This is a genomic window from Enterobacter sp. AC1, from assembly GCF_050434705.1.
Lineage (GTDB): Bacteria > Pseudomonadota > Gammaproteobacteria > Enterobacterales > Enterobacteriaceae > Enterobacter > Enterobacter cloacae_L.
The window spans coordinates 165,593-187,221 of record NZ_JBNDIZ010000001.1; the positions used below are offsets into that span (position 1 = coordinate 165,593).

Annotated in this window: 19 protein-coding genes and 2 pseudogenes; 15 read left to right on the top strand and 6 right to left on the bottom strand. The window is 55.3% G+C overall.

What is annotated here, in order from left to right; all coding sequences use genetic code 11:
* Window positions 1-8 precede the first annotated feature (8 nt).
* The 7 genes from M2433_RS00790 to tri1 all read left to right on the top strand — a co-directional run bounded on the left by M2433_RS00790 (window position 9) and on the right by tri1 (window position 9,042).
* Window positions 9-1,445, top strand: coding sequence for a serine/threonine protein kinase (locus M2433_RS00790; protein ID WP_063430603.1), 1,437 nt, complete (start codon window positions 9-11; stop codon window positions 1,443-1,445).
* Window positions 1,446-1,477: 32 nt separating this feature from the next.
* The gene (locus M2433_RS00795; RefSeq protein ID WP_429052227.1) at window positions 1,478-2,944 is read left to right on the top strand and encodes a phospholipase; all 1,467 of its coding nucleotides are present in this window, start codon (window positions 1,478-1,480) and stop codon (window positions 2,942-2,944) included.
* Window positions 2,941-3,702 carry an ankyrin repeat domain-containing protein gene (locus M2433_RS00800; RefSeq protein WP_429052228.1) on the top strand — a complete coding sequence of 254 codons (762 nt, stop codon included), beginning with the start codon at window positions 2,941-2,943 and terminating at the stop codon, window positions 3,700-3,702. The genes M2433_RS00795 and M2433_RS00800 overlap by 4 nt, the downstream gene beginning before the upstream one ends.
* 162 nt (window positions 3,703-3,864) lie before the next feature.
* Window positions 3,865-5,793, top strand: coding sequence for a type VI secretion system Vgr family protein (locus M2433_RS00805; RefSeq protein WP_429052230.1), 1,929 nt, complete (start codon window positions 3,865-3,867; stop codon window positions 5,791-5,793).
* 11 nt (window positions 5,794-5,804) lie between these two features.
* Window positions 5,805-6,599 carry a DcrB-related protein gene (locus M2433_RS00810; RefSeq protein ID WP_429052232.1) on the top strand — a complete coding sequence of 265 codons (795 nt, stop codon included), beginning with the start codon at window positions 5,805-5,807 and terminating at the stop codon, window positions 6,597-6,599.
* A 2-nt stretch (window positions 6,600-6,601) separates the two neighbouring features.
* On the top strand, window positions 6,602-7,942 hold the full coding sequence (locus M2433_RS00815; RefSeq protein ID WP_429052233.1) for a PAAR domain-containing protein: 1,341 nt from the start codon (window positions 6,602-6,604) through the stop codon (window positions 7,940-7,942).
* The gene (gene tri1, locus M2433_RS00820) at window positions 7,942-9,042 is read left to right on the top strand and encodes an ADP-ribosylarginine hydrolase Tri1 (protein WP_429052234.1); all 1,101 of its coding nucleotides are present in this window, start codon (window positions 7,942-7,944) and stop codon (window positions 9,040-9,042) included. The genes M2433_RS00815 and tri1 overlap by 1 nt, the downstream gene beginning before the upstream one ends.
* Before the next feature lie 126 nt (window positions 9,043-9,168).
* Here the strand turns inward: tri1 and ychF are convergent, their stop codons facing one another.
* Entirely contained in the window at window positions 9,169-10,263 is a 1,095-nt protein-coding gene (ychF, locus tag M2433_RS00825; protein WP_010432886.1) for a redox-regulated ATPase YchF, read from the bottom strand.
* Between the two features lie 126 nt (window positions 10,264-10,389).
* Complete coding sequence (pth, locus tag M2433_RS00830; RefSeq protein WP_023336005.1) at window positions 10,390-10,974, bottom strand: aminoacyl-tRNA hydrolase; 585 nt, start codon at window positions 10,972-10,974, stop codon at window positions 10,390-10,392.
* 274 nt (window positions 10,975-11,248) lie between these two features.
* Here pth and ychH point away from each other — a divergent pair, with 274 nt between their 5' ends.
* Both ychH and M2433_RS00840 read left to right on the top strand, forming a co-directional pair.
* Window positions 11,249-11,524: a stress-induced protein YchH gene (ychH, locus tag M2433_RS00835; RefSeq protein WP_032656663.1), complete on the top strand. Its 276-nt coding sequence runs from the start codon at window positions 11,249-11,251 to the stop codon at window positions 11,522-11,524.
* 120 nt (window positions 11,525-11,644) lie between these two features.
* Window positions 11,645-12,703 (top strand): MerR family transcriptional regulator, encoded by a 1,059-nt coding sequence (locus tag M2433_RS00840; protein ID WP_429052238.1) that lies wholly within the window; start codon window positions 11,645-11,647, stop codon window positions 12,701-12,703.
* Here M2433_RS00840 and dauA read toward each other — a convergent pair.
* The 4 genes from dauA to lolB form a co-directional block, all read right to left on the bottom strand.
* The gene (gene dauA / locus M2433_RS00845) at window positions 12,689-14,368 is read right to left on the bottom strand and encodes a C4-dicarboxylic acid transporter DauA (RefSeq protein WP_429052240.1); all 1,680 of its coding nucleotides are present in this window, start codon (window positions 14,366-14,368) and stop codon (window positions 12,689-12,691) included. The genes M2433_RS00840 and dauA overlap by 15 nt on opposite strands.
* A gap of 124 nt (window positions 14,369-14,492) precedes the next feature.
* Complete coding sequence (gene prs, locus M2433_RS00850) at window positions 14,493-15,440, bottom strand: ribose-phosphate diphosphokinase (RefSeq protein WP_003856663.1); 948 nt, start codon at window positions 15,438-15,440, stop codon at window positions 14,493-14,495.
* A 125-nt stretch (window positions 15,441-15,565) separates the two neighbouring features.
* Window positions 15,566-16,435, bottom strand: a complete 870-nt coding sequence (gene ispE, locus M2433_RS00855; protein ID WP_429052246.1) for a 4-(cytidine 5'-diphospho)-2-C-methyl-D-erythritol kinase — start codon at window positions 16,433-16,435, stop codon at window positions 15,566-15,568.
* Entirely contained in the window at window positions 16,432-17,043 is a 612-nt protein-coding gene (gene lolB / locus M2433_RS00860) for a lipoprotein insertase outer membrane protein LolB (protein WP_108417820.1), read from the bottom strand. Before lolB ends, ispE begins: the two co-directional genes overlap by 4 nt.
* Before the next feature lie 201 nt (window positions 17,044-17,244).
* Between lolB and hemA the strand changes: the two genes are divergently transcribed.
* The 6 genes and pseudogenes from hemA to sirB1 all read left to right on the top strand — a co-directional run bounded on the left by hemA (window position 17,245) and on the right by sirB1 (window position 21,602).
* On the top strand, window positions 17,245-18,501 hold the full coding sequence (gene hemA, locus M2433_RS00865; RefSeq protein ID WP_028018745.1) for a glutamyl-tRNA reductase: 1,257 nt from the start codon (window positions 17,245-17,247) through the stop codon (window positions 18,499-18,501).
* Between the two features lie 41 nt (window positions 18,502-18,542).
* The gene (gene prfA / locus M2433_RS00870) at window positions 18,543-19,625 is read left to right on the top strand and encodes a peptide chain release factor 1 (RefSeq protein ID WP_021240360.1); all 1,083 of its coding nucleotides are present in this window, start codon (window positions 18,543-18,545) and stop codon (window positions 19,623-19,625) included.
* A complete protein-coding gene (gene prmC / locus M2433_RS00875; protein ID WP_429052250.1) occupies window positions 19,625-20,455 on the top strand; it encodes a peptide chain release factor N(5)-glutamine methyltransferase in 831 nt (276 codons plus the stop codon). The genes prfA and prmC overlap by 1 nt, the downstream gene beginning before the upstream one ends.
* Window positions 20,455-20,523: pseudogene (locus M2433_RS00880) on the top strand (siroheme synthase); the annotation flags it as partial. The gene prmC and the pseudogene M2433_RS00880, both read left to right, overlap by 1 nt.
* Window positions 20,524-20,648: 125 nt before the next feature.
* Window positions 20,649-20,789, top strand: a pseudogene (locus tag M2433_RS00885) (siroheme synthase); the annotation flags it as partial.
* A gap of 3 nt (window positions 20,790-20,792) precedes the next feature.
* Window positions 20,793-21,602 carry an invasion regulator SirB1 gene (gene sirB1, locus M2433_RS00890; protein WP_047348217.1) on the top strand — a complete coding sequence of 270 codons (810 nt, stop codon included), beginning with the start codon at window positions 20,793-20,795 and terminating at the stop codon, window positions 21,600-21,602.
* Window positions 21,603-21,629: the final 27 nt, after the last annotated feature.

The window sequence follows — 21,629 nt, forward strand, 5'->3', positions numbered from 1 at the left end:
TGTAAAAGATGACGGATAATGATAACAATCGGACTGTCCCAAACGCGCTCCCGGTCGGGTACCGCTTCAACGAGTTTGAAATCAAAGAGGTGATCGGCGGCGGCGGTTTTGGCATCGTTTATCGCGCGTGGGATCACCAGCTCGAACGCACTATCGCTATCAAAGAATTTATGCCTTCCTCGCTCGCCGTGCGCGGCGACGACATGACCCTGGTGCTGCGCAGCGAGCGCTTTGGCAAAGCCTTTTCCGCCGGTCTGAACAGCTTTATTCAGGAGGCGCGCCTGCTGGCGCGCTTTAACCACCCGAACCTGCTGCACGTCCTGCGCTTCTGGGTGCAAAACGACACGGCCTATATGGGGACGCTGTTTTACAGCGGCACCACGCTTTCGCGCCTGCGCGAACAAAAGCCGGAGCTGATTAACGAAGCCTGGATCCGCCGCACGCTGCCGATGCTGTTTGGCGCGATCAAGACCATCCACGACGAAGGCTATCTGCACCGCGATATCTCTCTGGATAACATCCAGATCCAGGATAACGGCCTGCCGGTGCTGCTCGATTTCGGCTCCGCGCGCCGCACGATTGGTAACCTTTCTGACGAAACGGAAACCATGTTGCGTCCGGGCTTTGCGCCGATTGAGCAGTACACCGACGACAACGAAAGCGAGCAGGGCCCGTGGACGGACATTTACGCCCTCGGCGCCGTGCTGCGTACCCTGATTGTGGGTTCGCCGCCGCCGGTCAGCGTGGTGCGCTCCATTCAGGACACCTGTAAACCGCTGGTCGAGCTGATGCCGCAGGGCTATTCCATTCCGCTGCTGCAGGCCATCGACCGCGCGCTGGCGCTGCACATGGAGGACCGCCCTCAGTCTATCGACGAGTTCGCCGCGCTGATTGAGATGCCGGTTGCCGGTATTAACGACGTGCTGACGGCGAAAAAGCCCGGCACGATGCTGGTTCCGGTCGAAGACGAAAGCCCGGCTTCGGCACTCGACTGGCGTCGCTACAAGATCCCGGGCATGGTTGCCGCGGGCGTGCTGGTGGGTGTCGTTGCCGGCGCGATGCTGTTCAGCGGCGGTGGCCATGACGCGCCTGAGCAGGCTGCACAGGCACCGTCCGAGACGCGTCCGGCTGAAACAGCCGCAAACGCGCCGGACGTGAAGCCAGAAACGACGACGGTGAACGAGCAGGCGACTGCGCCAGCAGCGGCGCAGCAGACGCCACCGCCTGTCGAGGCCAGCCCGGTTGCGTTGGTTTATATCCGTATTCTCGACGGCGAAACGCTGAAAGTGAACGGCGAGCCAAAAGCGCTGCGTCCGGCGAATAACGGCTACGCGTCGCTCAAGCTGCCAGCCGGCGAGGTGAAGATTGAACTGCAGGGCAACGGCAGAACGCGCAGCCAGACGCTGGATATCGCCAAGCCGGGCACCTGGCTGGTGAATCCGTAAGTCAGGCAGGGACAGGGAACAGGACGGAGCGAATGTATAACATTAAGTTTGTCTATCTTTTCAGCGAGAACGTCTCGCCAGCGCTTTTTGCGAAAATTATCCGCCCGTCCGTTGCCGGGCAGTGGATTATGTCGGTGCCCGACAATTCGCTGCGCTCGCTGTTCACGCGCTACGATTTGCTGCGAACCATCACCGGTGCGAATCCCTATCAGTCCGGGCGCGATACGCGCAAGCTGATAGCGCAGGATCTCGATATGGGCAGAATCGTTGCAATTGACGAAAGTTTTCGCAGCTGGTCATCGGTAACGGAAATCTTTTACATCAATGCCAAAGGGCGGCTGCAGGCCGCCTCGCTCACCGGGCTGGGCTGGTACCCGGTAAGCACTATCGTCGATCGTTACGAAACGATGGTGCGCACCTATGGTTCTCGCCCTGCGCCGACGGAGCTCCCGACGCAGGTGGTGAAATCCAAAGCGGCGCAGGTGCCTGACCAGCCGACGCCGGGCAAAGACGGTAAAACCTACGCGGCACAGCTGCAGAATATGACCAAAGCCGAACGCTGGCAGGCCCGTAAGGACCTGATTGCGAAGGGCAGCAACAGTCTCTATCCGGATGCGCAGATCGCGGCTAAGCGGCTAGCGGCAAATAACATTGCCGTGGAGAAAGCGAAGCTTGCGGAAAATGTTTATAAGACCGTAAACCCGCTGGAAACGACGCCGGGCGTGCCGGAGGGGTGGACGGATATTAGTAATGATGATGCGCTCCTGGGCAAGTATGGCCTGAATAAATCGATGCTCTTCGATGATGACACCTCTCCCAATTTTCTTGCTCGCGTCTATCAGCCTAAACCGGATGTGTTTGGGAATGATATGAATCCCACGGTGGTATTCCGGGGATCGAGGGAGCCGGGTTTTGCATCGCTGTCTGATAATGTTTCCTCGTTGCTCACCAAAGGGGAGCTGGCACCCGTTAAAAACGGTGCAGACTGGTCTAATAACTTCTCCCAGGGCATGGGGATGGCATCTGATTATTATAAAAAAGCCGTGAATATTAGTAAGGAGCTGGCAAGGTCAGGCCAGAATATTGATATTGCCGGACACTCGCTGGGAGGCGGTCTCGCGTCTGCCGCTTCAATGGGAAGTGGTAAAGCAGGATGGACATTTAATGCCGCAGGGCTTAACGCCGGAACGGTAGAAAAATACGGCGGTAAGATCCTGGGCAGCACGGAGAATATTCAGGCGTATCGGGTTAACGGAGAACTGCTGACGAAGATTCAGGAAGTTAATCTTTGGGAAGATCTGAAAACGGTGAAGGGGCATGTCCCGGCTTTAATTCTCAAAGAGGAAATTTCTGCGCTGAGCCCGAATGCTGCGGGTATCGCCCACGATCTTCCCGGTGGGACCGGAAGCGCGCTCGACCGGCATGGTATTAATCAGGCGATAAATTGCATTGAGCAGCAAAAAGATGAGGATATTTCGATAATCGGGAGTCGGTTGTGAAAAAACGTTTGATGGCTTTTGTAGCGTTATGTTTTTTAATCATGATTCAGGGGTGTAAGCAGGATATGGAACTCAATCCACAGGATTACTTCAGCGGTCAGCAGCTTGAACTGGCGAGAGCGATTGAAGAAGGCAATGTTGACGTGGTGAAGACGCTTGCACCCGATAGCAACCTTAACCAGCCTGGAAAGCAGGATATGACGCTCCTTTTCTGGGCGCTTGGCAACGCAATTAATGATAAAAAAACATCTCCCCATTTTAAGGTCATCACTTTGCTCGTTGAGGCCGGTGCGGATCCGCTACAGCCTCGGCCACAAGGGAAAAGCAGCCCCGCAGAATTCGCTCTGAAAGGGGACAGTGCAGACTGGATTAACGCGATGCTGGACGGTGGCCTTTCGCCCGATGTGAAAGATAAGGTTTTCCACGAGCCAATAATCTTCCAGTCGATTAAAGCGAAAAATACGGAGACGCTGGAAGCGATGCTCGATCGCGGTGCTGACGTCAATACAGCCAATTCATTAGGCAAAACGCTGGTATTCGACGCGCTGGATAATCAGTCATACGATCATGTATTAATGTTGCTCGATCGTGGAGCAGATCCGTCAATTAAGGCAAAAAATGGCTGGTCAATGAGCAACGCGCTTGCGGATGCACTGAGTGGGCTTGAAAAAGGCAGCGAGCACTACGAGAAATTAAACGAAATTAAAGAGAAGCTCATCCAGAAAGGTGGTAAATGGCCACCTGAGCCTGTTAGATAAGGGCTAACTCTCTCCACGTTAATTAACAGAACGTTTTTATTTTCTGAGAACACAAGACTTCTCGCCATGGGTAAATGGTGGCTTGTACAAACTCTATATATCCCCACAAATGACATCCACTGTTAAGAATTTCTCAGCATAAACCATTACGGAATACAGATTATGCTCAACCGAATTACCGTCCAGCTCCCGGTCGAGGGGCTGCTCTTCTGGAAACTCTCCGGCCGCGAGGCGATGTCCGAGTCGTTCGCCCTGACGCTGACCCTGCTCGGCACGGATGCGCGAATTGACCGCAGCAAATTGCTCGGGCAGCCGGTCACGGTGACCATCCCGACGCAGAACCTGCTCACCTCCCGCTACATCAACGGCAAAGTCACGCGCGTGGCGGTGAGCGCCGTTGAGCTGACGGGCACCCGCTACGCGGTATACCAGCTGACGGTGGAGCCGGACCTGTGGCCGATGAAGCGCGACCGCAACCTGCGTATCTTCCAGGGGCAGACGGTGCCGCAGATAGTGAAGACCCTGCTGGGGGAGCATCAGGTCAACGTGGAGGACAAACTCACCGGCAGCTACCGGGTGTGGGACTACTGCGTGCAGTATCAGGAGTCGAGCCTGGACTTCATCAGCCGCCTGATGGAGCTGGAGGGGATTGCGTATTACTTCAGCCACGAGGCCGACAAACATACGCTGGTGCTCACCGACGCCGCCACGCAGCACCAGCCGTTCAGCGGCTACGAGGTGATTCCGTATCACCAGACGCCGTCCGGCGGCAGCACGGACGAAGAGGGCATCGGCCAGTGGGCGCTGGAGGACAGCGTGACGCCGGGCATTTACAGCCTCGACGACTATGACTTCCGCAAGCCGAACGCGTGGCTGTTCCAGGCCCAGCAGAACCCGGCATCGCCGAAGCCGGGAAGCATTGACGTGTACGACTGGCCGGGCCGCTTTGTGGAGACCGGACATGCGGAGTTCTACGCCCGCATTCGCCAGGAGCGCTGGCAGGTGGAGCACCAGCAGATTCAGGCCACCGCCACGGCGGCGGGCATAGCGCCGGGCCACATCTTCACCCTGACCAACGCGCCGTTCTTCAGCGATAACGGCGAGTATCTGGTGACGGCGGCGGGGTATCACTTCGAGGAAAACCGCTACGCCAGCGGCGAGGGTGAAACCATTCACCGCACCGATTTCACGGTCATCCCGGCGTCGGTCTCTTATCGCCCGGCGCAGAGCACGGCGTGGCCGCGCACCTACGGCCCGCAGACGGCGAAAGTCGTGGGGCCGCAGGGGGAGAGCATCTGGACGGACAAATACGGTCGCGTGAAGGTGAAGTTCCACTGGGACCGTCTGGCGAAGGGGGACGACACCAGCTCCTGCTGGGTGCGCGTGTCGAGCGCCTGGGCGGGCCAGGGCTACGGCGGGGTGCAGATCCCGCGCGTGGGCGATGAGGTGGTGGTGGACTTTATCAACGGCGACCCGGACCGGCCGATTATTACGGGCCGCGTGTACAACGACGCGAGCATGCCGCCGTGGGCGCTGCCGGCGGCGGCGACGCAGATGGGCTTTATGAGCCGGACGAAAGACGGCTCGGTCGACAACGCCAACGCCCTGCGCTTTGAGGACAAGGCGGGGGGCGAGCAGGTGTGGCTCCAGGCCGAGCGCAACCTGGATATCAACGTCAAAAATGATGAATCCCATTCGACTGAAAAGAATCGAACCCAATTTGTGGGAGAGGATGAAACATTACGGGTTGTCAAAAATCAGAATGCGGGCGTAAAAGGGAACGTCATCTGCCTGACGGGTAACTCTCGCAGTGACAAAGTGGTTAACGACTATATTCTTGCAGCGGGTAATACGCTGAGGCTGGAGTGCGGCGAAAGCGCCATTGAATTATCGAAAGATGGCAGCGTTAATATCATTGGCAATAACTTTAACTTTACCGCTAAGCAGAATGCGCAAATAAACACGCTTGGCGGCGAACTGCATTTAAACCCTGATGATGGAAGCAATGCCATCGATCCTCCTGGGGCATCCCATCAGAGTGAAATCCAGCAGGAAGTAGATGGTTTTTTTGTTATTAATGCCAACAAATAAGAGTAACTCGTATGGCGGAATATATTCTCCAGGAAGCTACACTGGCGTTACCAGATGTATATAAAGACAGAACCATGAATTTATTTACCCTGAGCGAAAATGGTGCCAGTGAGTTTACTTTTGTTGTATCTCGTGCAAGTGCTAAACACGAAGATAAAATCCATGATGTGGCAACTCGTCTGGTGCGTGAGCTGGAAATTACGGTGCCAGACTTTCGTCTCGAATCCTCTCAGATGACTTCTGTTGATGGTCATCAGGCGGTAGAGCTTTTTTATCAGTTTAAAAATGATAATGCGGTCATTCTTCAGAAACAAACGGTGATTTTACTCGGTGACCATCCTGCCGGTCAAAAAATGGTGTGTTATATCGGTACATGCCCGGGTGAATTTAGCGATTTTTATCACAATCAATACCAGGCAATTATCCGCAGCATCAAGTTTCATAAGCCAGCCCCGACCGAAACCAGAGAAATGCTTGCTGCCAACACAGAGGGACCATTTTTTGCACTTGATTGCGAGAGTAAAGTACTCAGTGTCTTTAATAACATCCAGGAGCTTTACGGGCATCTTTCGCTTCAGCGGGCGAAAGAGGGACACTATTTACTTTTTGAGAAGCTGGGGGCACCGCTAAGTATTGCGCCTGTTCCGGGCAGTCAGCCTCTTCGTTATGCGCTGTGGACTCTTTCTGCAGAGAAATCCCGCCACTTAATTTCACAGCTTTCTGTTTGCCGCCAGGTCTCAGGTTTTGACGATCTTAATTCACCCGATCAGATCCGCAAGTATCTGATGGCGCAGAGAGCCGAATAGCTATGTCCGAATGTCTGGCCGCACGTGTTGATGACGAAATTGCTCATACAGCCTCTAAAGGATGGATGATCGCTGGGCTCGTAGGTGGAGCAATTCTGGGTGCGGCTGCCGTTGTTGTTACCGGAGGGACTGCTCTGGTAGCCGTTTCTGCTGTCGCAGCTGGGGCGTGTGCTGCTGGTGGTTTGGGTGAGGTCCTGGGAAGTATGTCATGGGCACCACGGCATGCCACAGGTACGCTTAAAGAAGGTTCGCCTAATGTATTCATCAACAGTCGAAAGGCTATCCGCGCTCATCTTTCTGCTGGGGAGTGCGACGAGCACAGTGGAAGTTTGCAACGAGTTGCAGAAGGTTCGATAAAAGTTTACATCAACAATTTTCCCGCTTCGCGAATTGGCGATAAGTTGACATGCAGCGCTGAGATTAGCCAGGGATCTCGTAATGTTATCATCGGTGGAAGCAAGGTCCAGACTGATGAAATAAGTCCTGAAATTCCTGAATGGGTAAACTGGACGATGCTCGCCGTTGGTGCCGGAGCGATGGCGGTGCTGGCCAGTCCGGCAATCGCACTTCTGAGCACCCTCGGTGCAATGGGCGGTGGGACTGTTGGTAGCTACGCGGGTGGGATGCTGTTTGGCGAAGGTAGCGACGGTCAAAAATGGGGGATGCTGATCGGCTCTGTTATCGGCGGCGGGGCTGGCATGAAGGGCGGGGCACGGTTTGATGCGTGGCGTGCTGGTAAAATACCGACAGTTAAACCTGTTGAAGCAAATCCATTAAGCGCTACAGTTTTAAATAAACCGAAAATGAGTTTATCCGAGGCTGTAGGTAAAGACCTCGCTAATACTTGGGTAACAAAGGGAAGACAACTTGCTGAACAAGGGGATAAACGACTCTCCTCCCTGCTAACCGATGATGAAGTAGGGGCTCTTTACGGTTATACTACGAATGAAGGTTATCCGATGGTTAACAATGCGCTAAGAGGCCAGACTGAACTGACACCAGAAATTCAGGCTTTTGCGGATCATGCTACTAACGCTCTTGATAAGCTTCCTTCCTATGAGGGTATAACATACCGAGGGGCAACGTTACCTGAAAGCGTACTAATGGAAAACCAGGTTGGTCATGTTGTTTCTGATCCCGCATTTATGAGTACCGATCAGAAAGTTCCTTTTTCCGGAGATACTACAATCAAGATTAATGGTAAAACGGGTAAGCCTATTGATTTTCTCTCCGAATATAAAGGAACTGAAACGGAAGTACTTTTTAAACCCGGCACCAAATTTGAAGTTATTGAGCGTGTTGATTCTGGTGGTAAAACCGCGCTTACGTATAAGGAATTATAATGATCGATCTGCACTCTGATTTAAATACGTTACTAAAATATGTGGACAAATATCGACAATACTTACCCGTTAGCAGTCCTTCAGTCCAGCGGAGGATGCAGTATACGTATGATGATAAGCCCTCAGAATCATCCTCAAATAGTGATGCACAAAAACAATGGGATGTAACACCATCATGTAGTCTCTCACCTGCGGAATCACGGGATCGCGCGATAGGTGCTCTTATCGGTCTTGCGGTCGGGGATGCTGTAGGTACCACACTCGAATTTCTACCACGTGACAGAGCACACGTTAAGGATATGACAGGGGGGGGGCCATTTCGACTGCGCGCAGGCGAATGGACGGATGATACATCCATGGCATTATGCCTTGCGGAAACTCTTCTTGAGAAAGGCGATGCTGATACTATATCCTTTAGGAATAAACTTCTGGCATGGTATCAGCATGGGTATAACAGTTCAAATGGTGTCTGTTTTGATATAGGGAATACGACTCGATTTGCTTTAGAACAATATTTGGCTATTGGTCCTGGCTGGAGCGGTAATACCTCACCAGACACTGCAGGTAATGCATCCATTATCAGGCAAGCACCTGTCTCAATTTTTTTTAGAAAGTCATTAAGCAAATCATTTTATGAATCCAAAAAACAAAGTATTGCTACACATGGTGCATCGGAAGCAATAAATAGCACACAGTATTTAAACTATTTACTTGTATATATGATTAATGGGAGCAATAAAGATTTTGTTTTCGCTCCACATATTATGCCGCTCCAGCCACGTGTAATGATTATTAATGCGGGCGAGTATAAGCAAAAAACTCGCGATCAGATTCGTTCAAGTGGTTATGTTATCGATACGCTTGAGGCCGCTATGTGGTCCGTATGGAACACGGATAATTTCCGAGATGCAATTCTACTGGCCGCTAATCTTGCTGATGATGCTGATAGCGTTGCCGCGACAGCGGGACAAATAGCTGGTGCATTGTATGGTTATTCAGGCATTCCTCAGGAGTGGAAAAACAAGCTGGTCCAGCACGACCGTATTCTCCAAATGGCAGGAGATTTGTTCGATAGGGCACCTGAGGACACTTTTTTATAAATATAACATAGTGCCCCGCACCGTGTTATTGGGCGGAAAAATCATAATATTAAGCTAATTCAGCCGGTAATTTCTAATAATAAAAAAATCCACGCCAGGGCGTGGATTTTTTTGACTCAAGACGAATCAGACGTTGAACAGGAAGTTCATTACGTCGCCATCTTTAACGATATAATCTTTCCCTTCCGCACGCATCTTGCCTGCTTCTTTCGCGCCTTGCTCACCCTTGTAGGTGATGAAGTCCTCAAACGCGATAGTCTGCGCACGAATAAAGCCTTTCTCGAAGTCGGTGTGAATTTTACCAGCAGCCTGAGGTGCAGTTGCACCCACAGGGATGGTCCACGCACGCACTTCTTTCACGCCAGCGGTGAAGTAGGTCTGCAGGTTCAGCAGCTCATAGCCTGCGCGGATCACGCGGTTCAGGCCCGGCTCTTCCAGACCCAGCTCGGCCATGAACTCTTCACGGTCGGCATCGTCCAGCTCGGCGATATCGGATTCAACGGCCGCGCACACGGCAACAACCACAGAACCTTCAGCCGCTGCGATTTCACGCACTTTGTCGAGGTACGGGTTGTTCTCGAAACCGTCTTCGTTAACGTTGGCGATGTACATGGTTGGCTTCAGGGTCAGGAAGCTCAGGTATTTGATTGCCGCTTTGTCTTCTTCAGTCAGGTTTTTCAGCGCGCGCAGCATGCCGGCGTTTTCCAGCTGTGGCAGACATTTTTCCAGCGCAGCCAGTTCCGCTTTCGCGTCTTTGTCGCCGCCTTTGGCTTTCTTCTGCACGCGGTGAATCGCGCGTTCGCAGGTGTCGAGGTCAGAGAGCGCCAGTTCGGTGTTGATGACGTCGATGTCGTCGGCCGGATCCACTTTGTTGTTGACGTGGATAATGTTGTCGTTCTCGAAGCAGCGCACAACGTGACCGATCGCTTCGGTTTCACGGATGTTGGTCAGGAACTGGTTGCCCAGACCTTCACCTTTGGATGCGCCTTTTACCAGGCCCGCGATGTCCACAAACTCCATGGTGGTTGGCAGAATACGCTGCGGCTTCACGATTTCCGCGAGCTGGTCCAGACGCGGATCCGGCATTGGCACAACGCCGGTATTAGGTTCGATGGTACAGAACGGGAAGTTCGCCGCTTCGATACCCGCTTTGGTAAGCGCGTTAAACAGGGTGGATTTGCCCACGTTTGGCAGACCGACGATACCGCATTTGAATCCCATTTCTAAATCACCTTAATCTCTTGATAATCAATCCGTTAACGATAACCGACTGATGAAAAGTAAATAACTACGCCTATTATACACGTAACCCGCATGACGCGCGGTAAAAATGCCGTACCGGGTGGATTATTGCGCTTTGAAAGCGTGCAAGCGGTTTGTCGCCTTGGTTAACCCATCTTTCAGCCAGATTTCGGTGCAGCGCGCCGCTTCGTCTACCGCCTCGTCAATCAGTTTCTGCTCTGAAACCGGGGGTTTACCCAGAACAAAACCGACAACTTTGTTTTTATCGCCCGGATGGCCGATTCCCACGCGCAAACGGTGAAAATTCGGGTTATTGCCCAGCTTGCTGATGATGTCTTTTAGACCGTTGTGGCCGCCGTGCCCGCCGCCCAGCTTGAATTTTGCCACGCCAGGCGGGAGATCCAGCTCATCGTGGGCAACCAGAATTTCATCCGGATTAATGCGATAAAACGTCGCCATCGCCGCCACCGCTTTACCGCTCAGGTTCATAAACGTGGTGGGCACCAGCAGGCGAACATCCGCGCCTGCAAGGTTGATACGTGAGGTATACCCGAAGAATTTAGGTTCTTCACGCAGGGGAGCACGTAACCGCTCGGCCAGCAGATCGACGTACCATGCCCCGGCATTGTGGCGGGTGGCCGCATACTCTGCGCCCGGGTTGGCGAGGCCGACAATCAGTTTAATCGTCACGATTCAATTCCTAATGGGTTCCAGATCTGGCGCGTAGTTTACTGTCTGGCGCGCCGCTTGACAAAATTCTGCGCTCTTGACGGTGAAATACGAATAATTACTCATTTGAACAATTAGAATTTCAAGCTGTTCAAAGTCTTATTTGTAAACTTTTGTTTGGGAGTTATCTGTAATTGTGATCATTCACGCAACTCATAAAAAGGGCGTTGTCTATACTTTACACACAAGGATTAGGGGGTTTTCCCCTGACAACCCAAAGTTCCGGAGGTGACACATGAAACGCAAAAACGCTTCGTTACTCGGTAACGTGCTGATGGGATTAGGGCTGTTTGTGATGGTAGCCGGCGTGGGTTATTCAATTTTAAACCAGTTGCCGCAGCTTGACCTCCCGCAATACTTTGCGCATGGCGCAATATTGAGCATCTTTGTGGGTGCGGTATTGTGGCTGGCAGGGGCTCGCGTGAGCGGCCATGAGGAAGTGTGTGACAAATACTGGTGGGTGCGCCACTACGACAAACGCTGTCGTCGCGACCAGCATAAGCACAGCTAGTGCAGCGATATAGAACACCGAAACGGCTCCCGAGGGAGTCGTTTTTTTTTGCATCAAGGGTTGACCCTCACGTAACGTAAGGCTCCAGAGTGGCGCCACTGGCAAAGAAAAGGAGCAGTTATGTTGATTCAGGTGGGTGAGCTGGCAAAACGGGCCGGGATCACCGTGCGAACATTGCATCACTATGAGCAAACAGGGTTGTTGCTGCCTTCTGCCAGAAGCGCGGCAGGTTACCGGCTTTACAACCTGGCGGATGTTCAGCGTCTGCATATGATCCAGGCGCTGGCAAAAGCGGGGATGGAACTTGCTGAAATCAGGGATTTTCTGGAACAGGAGTCGCTGTCGTTAACGGAGCTCCTCGATGCGCAAATCAGCCTGCTGGATAAGCAGCTGCGCAGCATAAATACGCTGCGCGACCGGCTGATGGATTTACGCACCGGGCTTCTCAACGATGCGACCCCGGATCTGGAATCCTGGCTACAGACTCTGGAGTTGATGAATATGTACGATCGCTGGTTTAGCAAAGAAGAGTTACAGCAGCTGCCGTTTGTGGTGCAGAAGGATGCGCTGGCGGCTATCTGGTCGGGGCTGGTAGCGGAGGCCAACGCGCTGCTGGAACAACGCATACCCGTGACTGACGCGCGGGCGATGGACCTGGCTACGCGCTGGATGGAACGCCTGGAGCAGGATACGGCGGGCAAGCCGGAGTTTCTCACCCGGCTGAACGACATGCACAGCGTTGAGCCACAGATGCAGGCGCAGACCGGCATCACGCCGGAGATGACCGATTACATTACGCGGGCGTTTGCCGAATCGAAGCTTATTATCTGGGAGAAATATCTCTCTGCCGAAGAGATGGCTTTTACCCGGAAACACTACTTTGACCGCATGATGGAGTGGCCGCCGCTGGTGGCGATGCTGCACCAGGCGCAGCGGGAAAATCTCGATCCCGCCTCAGACGATGCGCAAAAGCTCGCCGAAAACTGGCTGGTGCTGTTCCAGTCTTACGCGGGCACGAACCCGGAGACCCAGCAAAAGTTTCGCATGGCCATGCAGCAGGAGCCGCATCTGATGAAGGGAACATGGATGACGCCTGCCGTGCTTGGGTGGCTCCAGCAGGCTATCGGGGTGATGATGCAGAGACGTTTCTCTGCATCAGGTGGCTCACAGATCCGCTAACGCGGCTTCACGGTTTGGGTAGAAGGAGAGTCGGCCAGGGATAGGCTGCACGCCCGCGCGCGCCATGGTGCGCAGGGGCTGGAACTCCAGGTTACTCACCCGCAGCTCGCAGCCTTCCGGCAGACGTTTCACAAAGCGCTGGAAGGCATCCAGCCCGCCGGCATCCAGTACCGGTACGGCATCCCATTTCAGCACCACAATCCGCTTGCCCGCGATGCGGGACTCCAGATCGCTGAACAATCCTTCCGCCGCGGCGAAGAACAGCGGGCCAATCACGCGCAGAACCAGCACGTCATCAGGCACCTCCACGTTAACCGGGGAGAGGCGCGTCATCTGCGCAATGCGGCGCATAAACAGCAGGGAAGCGAGCACGATCCCGACGCTGATGGCGATGACCATATCGAACAGCACGGTCAGCGACATGCAGATCAGCATCACGATGATGTCGTCTTTCGGGGCGCGACGCAGCAGGTTCACGACCTTGTGCGCCTCACTCATGTTCCAGGCCACCATCAGCAGCAGCGCGGCCATGGCGGAGAGCGGCAGCCAGGAGAGCAGCGGGGCGAGGATCAGCAGGGCGAGGATCACCAGCGCGGAATGGATAACTGCCGATACGGGCGAGGTTGCCCCGGCGCGCACGTTCGCCGCTGAACGGGCGATAGCCGCCGTGGCCGTAATACCGCCGAAGAACGGCGCGATGATATTCCCTAATCCCTGGCCGACCAGCTCGCCGTTAGCTTTGTGCTTTGTGCCGGTCATGCCGTCAAGCACCACGGCGCAGAGCAGGGACTCAATCGCCCCCAGCATCGCCATAGAGAACGCCGCAGGAAGCAGGGCACGCAGGGAGTCCCAGCTTAGGGTAAAGCTGGAGCCGGGCAGTTCCCACGGCAGCACCAGCTGCGGTAACAGCTGCGGAATGCCGCTGCCCTGTGAACCGTCCGCCAGAACATAGTGGAACTGCGAGCCGATGGTGGCGACATGACCACCAAACATATTCACGATAGCCATCACCGCGCAGCCCAGCAGCAGCGCGGGCAGATGGCCCGGCAGTCGAATGCCCAGACGGGGCCAGACGATCAGCGTGCCCAGCGTCACAATCCCGATGGCGGCGTCGCCCAGGTTGGCGGTCGGCAGCGCCATAAACAGCGCCCCGACTTTCTGTAAATAGTGCTCAGGAACATGAGTCATCTGCAGGCCGAGGAAATCCTTGATCTGCATGGTTCCGATGGTGATACCAATCCCCGAGGTGAATCCCAGCGTCACGGAAAGGGGGATGTACTCGATCAGCCGACCAAAGCGGGCCAGGCCAAACAGAATCAAAAAGACGCCGGACATCAGGGTGGCGACCAGCAGGCCTGCCAGACCAAACTGCTGCGAAACGGGGTAGAGGATCACCACAAAAGCGGCGGTCGGGCCGGAGACGCTAAAGCGCGAGCCGCCGGTCAGGGCGATGACGATCCCGGCAACGGCCGAGGTATACAGGCCGTACTGCGGCGCAACGCCGCTGCCAATCGCCAGCGCCATCGCCAGCGGGATGGCGATAATGCCGACGGTGATCCCGGCAATCAGGTCACGTACAAAGCGTGACGAGGTGTACTTCTCTTTCCAGCAGGCGTCGATGAGGGCGCGAAAGGGCAGAACATGTGAGGAGGTTACGTTTTTCACAATTATCTATCATCCGTATGCGCATCATCTGTCATATGAATGGCAGGTGAAGGAGGCATTAATCATACAAATAAAACCCAGAGACAAAAAAACCCGCCGCAGCGGGTTTTTGGGCCGTGTCCGATTAGTGTTCGAACATTGCAGAGATGGATTCTTCGTTGCTGATACGACGAATCGCTTCGGCCAGCATCCCGGACAGGGTCAGGGTACGCACGTTTGGCAGTGCCTTGATCTCGTCGCTCAATGGGATGGTATCGCATACCACAACTTCGTCAATGACGGAGTTGCGCAGGTTGTTTACCGCGTTACCGGAGAAGATCGGGTGGGTCGCGTAAGCGAACACGCGCTTGGCACCACGCTCTTTCAGCGCTTCAGCGGCTTTACACAGCGTACCGCCGGTATCGATCATGTCGTCAACCAGCACGCAGTCGCGGCCAGCCACGTCACCGATGATGTGCATCACCTGAGAAACGTTAGCGCGCGGACGGCGTTTGTCGATGATTGCCATGTCGGTATCGTTCAGCAGCTTAGCGATAGCACGGGCACGTACCACGCCGCCGATGTCCGGAGAAACCACGATTGGGTTGTCCAGGTTCAGCTGCAGCATGTCTTCCAGCAGGATTGGGCTGCCGAATACGTTATCAACCGGGACGTCGAAGAAGCCCTGGATCTGCTCTGCGTGCAGGTCAACGGTCAGTACGCGGTCAACGCCGACGCTGGACAGGAAGTCAGCGACAACTTTGGCGGTGATTGGCACACGCGCGGAACGAACGCGACGGTCCTGACGGGCATAGCCGAAGTAAGGAATAACAGCAGTGATACGGCCTGCTGAAGCACGACGCAGGGCGTCGACCATAACAACCAGTTCCATCAGGTTGTCGTTTGTTGGAGCACAGGTGGACTGGATGATGAAAATATCACCACCGCGTACATTTTCGTTAATTTGTACGCTGACTTCGCCGTCGCTAAAGCGACCTACGGCGGCGTCGCCGAGGGAAGTGTACAGGCGGTTGGCAATACGTTGTGCTAGTTCCGGGGTGGCGTTACCAGCAAAAAGCTTCATATCAGGCACGAGAAGAACCTCAGGCATGCGTCCAGTGGTGGATAGCGTTCGCCGCAAACTGTGCGGGCCAGGCGAAGGCTATCCAGGCGGTGTATTAAAGAGCGCGATGCAACGTCTGGAACAGGGTGACGTTGTCACCGAAACTCAGTCTGCGCCAGAATGGCGTGCTGCAGGGGGGACGTGTTCATCCCGCGCGCTACAAAACCATGCAGCCAAACCGGCGCTTGCTCAAGCACCTGACGAGCGGCGGATTCGGTGTCAAATTCAGCAAAGACACAGGCCCCTGTACCAGTCAGGCGCGACGGCGCGTATTCTAACAGCCAGGAAAGCACCGCATCAACCTCGCGAAAACGTTTTCTTGCGATATCCTCGCAATCGTTGCTGAATTCACAATTTAATAACGTTTCTATTGACCGCACCGGGGTATCTCTTTTCAGGTCTGGATCTTTAAAGATGACCGGGGTCGGAATGCTCACGCCAGGGTGGGCCACCAGATACCATTTTTCCGGCGGTTCAGCCGGGGAGAGGATCTCACCCACGCCCTCGGCAAAGGCCGCGTGACCGCGAACAAATACCGGGACATCCGCGCCCAGCGTCAGGCCTAAAGCGGCCAGCTCGTCCCGCGACAGCCCGCAACCCCAGAGGTGGTTCAGGGCAACCAGCACCGTGGCGGCGTTAGATGAGCCACCGCCAAGCCCGCCGCCCATCGGCAGACGTTTCTCAATGCGGATGTCCGCACCGCTTCCTGCCGGCAATCGCCCGGTGTCGGCGGCGGCTTTCATCAGCAGACGCGCAGCGCGCACGATCAGGTTGTCCTCATGCGCCACGCCGTCGACCGGCGTCAGGAGGCAAATCTGCCCGTCCTGGCGCAGCTCGATAGAAATCGTGTCGCCATAGTCAATAAACTGAAACAGCGTCTGCAGGGTGTGGTACCCGTCAGCACGCTGGCCGGTAATGTATAAAAACAGGTTCAGTTTTGCCGGAGAGGGCCAGTGGGTCATCATTTAACGATCCAGTTGTCCATTTTCAGCTTGATGCGCTGGCTGCCCTGGGTCAGTTCCATATTTGATGGCAGCGACGGTTTACTCTTGCTGTCATAGGCGCTGTACACCACTTTCCACGTCTTGCCATTCTGAGTGTAATTCACCTGGCTGAGACGGTATTGATCGTCAAGCGTGTAGTCGGTTGCCTCACCCGGCAGGCCAAGGATCCACTGGCGCAGGCTGTTGAGCGGGATAGGCATCCCGGTCAGCTTGCCAATCATCTCTTCGGCATCTGTCGCGGTGTAGTGCTGGCCTTTGTTATCGGTGATCTGCGCTTCGCCCGGTTTGGCGATAAGCTCCAGTTCGGTACTGCCCAGCGGATTTAACAGCAGCAGGCGATAGTTATCCTGGCCCGTCTGCTGCCAGAAGAAGCGCGCATAAACCTTTTGCTCGTCAGAGAGATAAGCGAAGGCGCCGCGGGTCTGGTACTGGCTCAAATTACGGACGTCCTGCTGGTGCTGACGCCACTGCGGTGAATCAGGGCTTTTGCCCGGGCCTTTTGGTTGGGTGACGGTACATGCGGTCAGAACCAGTGCCGCCAGCGGCAGCAGGCGAATCAGTCGGGTCATAATGAGGACAAATCCTTGAGATACGTTGCAGTTATGACTGTTAATGCTAGCGTCGAAGGGGGCTACCGTCTACGTTCAAATTATCTCAAAGCGTGGCGTAAGCTATTACTCCGAAAGGGGGCAGTCCCTTTTATTGATCTCGCGCATCCTGTATGATGCGTTCTGCTAACCTTATTAACGCTGGTACTACTCCCGCTCAACATGACCCTATTAGCACTCGGCATCAACCACAAAACAGCCCCGGTTTCGCTGCGAGAACGCGTTACGTTTTCGCCGGATACGCTTGACCTGGCGCTGGACAGCCTGCTTGCACAGCCGATGGTGCAGGGTGGCGTGGTGCTCTCAACGTGCAACCGTACCGAGCTGTATTTAAGCGTGGAAGAGCAGGATAACCTGCATGAAGCGCTGATCCGCTGGCTATGCGACTACCACAACCTCAACGAAGACGAGCTGCGCAACAGTCTGTACTGGCATCAGGACAATGATGCCGTCAGCCACCTGATGCGCGTCGCCAGCGGGCTGGATTCGCTGGTGCTGGGCGAGCCGCAAATTCTGGGTCAGGTGAAAAAAGCGTTTGCGGATTCGCAAAAAGGGCACCTGAAGGCCAGCGAGCTGGAGCGCATGTTCCAGAAGTCTTTCTCCGTGGCGAAGCGTGTGCGAACCGAAACCGACATTGGTGCCAGTGCGGTTTCTGTTGCTTTCGCGGCCTGCACCCTTGCGCGCCAAATCTTTGAATCCCTCTCAACCGTCACCGTGATGCTGGTGGGAGCGGGCGAAACCATCGAACTTGTGGCGCGCCATCTGCGCGAGCATAAAGTGAAAAAGATGATTATCGCAAACCGCACCCGCGAACGCGCGCAGGTGCTGGCGGATGAAGTGGGGGCAGAGGTGGTTGCCCTGAGCGACATCGATGAACGCCTGAAAGAGGCGGACATTATTATCAGCTCTACCGCCAGCCCGCTGCCGATCATCGGTAAAGGGATGGTGGAGCGCGCGCTGAAGTCCCGTCGTAATCAGCCGATGCTGCTGGTGGATATCGCCGTTCCGCGCGATGTGGAGCCAGAAGTCGGCAAGCTGGCTAACGCCTACCTCTACAGCGTGGACGACCTGCAAAGCATCATTTCGCACAACCTTGCTCAGCGTAAAGCGGCGGCGGTTCAGGCGGAAACCATTGTCGAGCAGGAAACCAGTGAGTTTATGGCCTGGCTGCGCGCGCAAAGCGTCAGCGAGACCATCCGCGAGTACCGCGGGCAGGCGGAGCAGGTGCGTGACGACCTGACTGCCAAAGCGTTAGCGGCCCTTGAACAGGGTGGCGACGCACACGCAATAATGCAGGATCTGGCGTGGAAACTGACCAACCGCCTGATCCATGCGCCAACCAAATCTCTTCAGCAGGCAGCCCGTGACGGGGATGATGAACGCCTGACTATTCTGCGCAACAGCCTCGGGCTGGAATAGCGCCCTATACCCATTTTCTAAGACAAGGTGCACTTACGCCTATGAAGCCTTCTATCGTCGCTAAACTGGAAGCTCTGCACGAGCGCCATGAAGAAGTACAGGCGCTGCTCGGCGATGCCGGGACCATTGCGGACCAGGAACGTTTTCGCGCGCTTTCACGTGAATACGCGCAGTTAAGTGATGTTTCTAAATGCTTTACCGACTGGCGACAGGTTCAGGAAGATATCGAAACCGCGCAGATGATGCTCGACGATCCTGAAATGCGCGAGATGGCGCAGGAAGAGTTGCAGGATGCGAAAGCGCGTTCAGAAGAGATGGAGCAGCAGCTTCAGGTGCTTCTGCTGCCGAAAGATCCGGACGATGAACGTAACGCGTTTGTGGAAGTCCGCGCCGGTACCGGCGGTGACGAAGCGGCCCTGTTTGCCGGGGATCTGTTCCGCATGTACAGCCGCTACGCCGAATCGCGTCGCTGGCGCGTGGAGATCATGAGCGCCAACGAAGGCGAACATGGTGGCTACAAAGAGGTTATCGCCAAGATCAGCGGCGACGGCGTGTACGGCCGTCTTAAGTTTGAATCCGGCGGCCATCGCGTGCAGCGCGTGCCGGCCACTGAATCTCAGGGACGCATTCATACGTCAGCCTGTACGGTGGCGGTGATGCCGGAGCTGCCGGAAGCGGAACTGCCGGACATTAACCCGGCCGATCTGCGCATCGACACCTTCCGTTCCTCCGGAGCGGGCGGTCAGCACGTTAACACCACCGACTCCGCCATTCGTATTACCCACCTGCCGACCGGCATCGTCGTCGAATGTCAGGACGAGCGTTCGCAGCATAAAAACAAAGCCAAAGCGCTGTCCGTACTGGGCGCGCGTATCCACGCGGCAGAAATGGCGAAACGCCAGCAGGCGGAAGCGTCTACGCGTCGTAACCTGCTGGGCAGCGGCGATCGCAGCGACCGTAACCGCACCTACAACTTCCCGCAGGGCCGCGTGACCGACCACCGTATCAACCTGACGCTCTATCGTCTGGACGAGGTGATGGAAGGTAAGCTGGATATGCTGATTGAGCCTATCGTGCAGGAATACCAGGCCGACCAGCTGGCGGCGCTGTCCGAGCAGGAATAATGGATTTCCAGCGCTGGTTACGCCAGGCCACCGGTGAGCTTTCAGAAAGCGAAAGCCCTAAGCGCGACGCCGAAATTTTGCTTGAGCACGTGACGGGCAAAGCCCGCACGTATCTGCTGGCCTTCGGTGAAACCGAACTGACCGCAGAGCAGGAGGCGCAGCTGGCCGCGCTGCTCGCCCGCCGTAAAACCGGCGAGCCGGTGGCGCATCTCGTCGGGGAGCGCGAGTTCTGGTCGTTACCGCTGTTCGTCTCAACGGCGACGCTGATCCCGCGCCCCGATACCGAATGTCTGGTGGAGCAGGCGCTGGCGCGTTTACCGGCAGAGGCCTGTAGCATTCTCGACCTCGGTACCGGCACCGGTGCTATCTCGCTGGCGCTCGCCACCGAACGGCCCGATTGCGCGGTAACGGCGGTCGATGTGATGCCTGACGCGGTGGCGCTGGCGCAGCGTAACGTGGAGCGACTGGGCGTAACTAACGTGACCGTGCTGCAGAGCAGCTGGTTTAGCGCGCTGGAGAAGCAGACCTTCGGAATGATTGTCAGTAACCCGCCCTATATCGACGAGCAGGACCCGCACCTGGCGCAGGGGGATGTTCGCTTCGAACCGCTGACGGCGCTGGTCGCCGCCAACGACGGGTTAGCCGATCTTGAGCATATTGTGACAACGTCACGGAAGCATTTACGTCCCGGCGGCTGGCTGCTGGTGGAGCATGGCTGGACGCAGGGTGAAGCCGTGCGTGCGCTCTTTATGCAGGCAGGTTACGCCGCCGTCGAGACCTGCCGCGACTACGGCGGAAACGAACGCCTGACGCTGGGGCAGTGGCAGTGAAAACAGACTATCTGCCATTTACTGATAAAGGCGCATGGCTGACTGAAAAGCTGTTTGGCGTTATCATCTATACCCAAAATAATTCGAGTTGCATGAAGGCGGCAAGAGAGCGAGTCCTCAGGAGCATAGTTAACTATGTGACTGAGGTGAGCGAGCGCAGCCAACGCACATGCAGCTTGAAGTATGATGGGTATACATCGTTTTGGGTTTTATCGCGCCTGGACGTCGTCGTCCGCGCAGCCAGCAGGTTGGTTTTATCGCCTTTCTGCTGGATCTGGTGGTGCTGTACATCATCATTAAACTCGCCACCACAAGAATACCGTTACTGGGGTAAGTCATGAGGTCCTTAGCCGATTTCGAATTTAATAAAGTGCCGCTCTGCGATGGCATGATCCTGATTTCGGAGATGATCCGCGACGATTTTACGTCGCAGTATGTCTACGATGAGCTGGAAAGTCTGGTTAGCCTGGCGCGCGAAGAGATCAATCAGGCGCGTCCGCAGGACTGGCAGCTGGAGAAGCTGCTTGAGCTTTTCTACGGCGAATGGGGTTTCTGCGACACGCGTGGCGTGTACCGCCTGTCTGACGCATTATGGCTGGACCAGGTCTTAAAAAATCGTCAGGGTAGCGCGGTTGCGCTGGGCTCTATTTTGCTGTGGGTCGCGCACCGTCTGGATATTCCGCTGGTGCCGGTCATTTTTCCGACGCAGATGATCCTGCGTGCAGAGTGGCTGGACGGAGAGATGTGGCTCATTAATCCGTTTAACGGCGACACGCTGGATGAGCATACGCTGGATGTCTGGCTGAAAGGCAATATCAGTCCGGTTGCCGAGCTCTTTAATGAAGATCTCGACGAAGCCGACAACGCCGAAGTCATCCGCAAGCTGCTGGATACGCTGAAGTCCGCCCTGATGGAAGAGCGTCAGATGGAGCTGGCCCTGCGCGCCAGCGAAGTGCTGCTGCAGTTTAATCCGGAAGATCCGTACGAAATTCGCGACCGCGGGCTGATTTATGCCCAGCTCGACTGCGAACACGTGGCGCTGAACGACCTGAACTATTTCGTCGAGCAGTGCCCGGAAGATCCGATCAGCGAAATGATCCGCGCGCAGATCAACGCGATCTCGCATAAACAAATTACACTGCATTAATCTTAATTCCGATTCACACCTGAATAA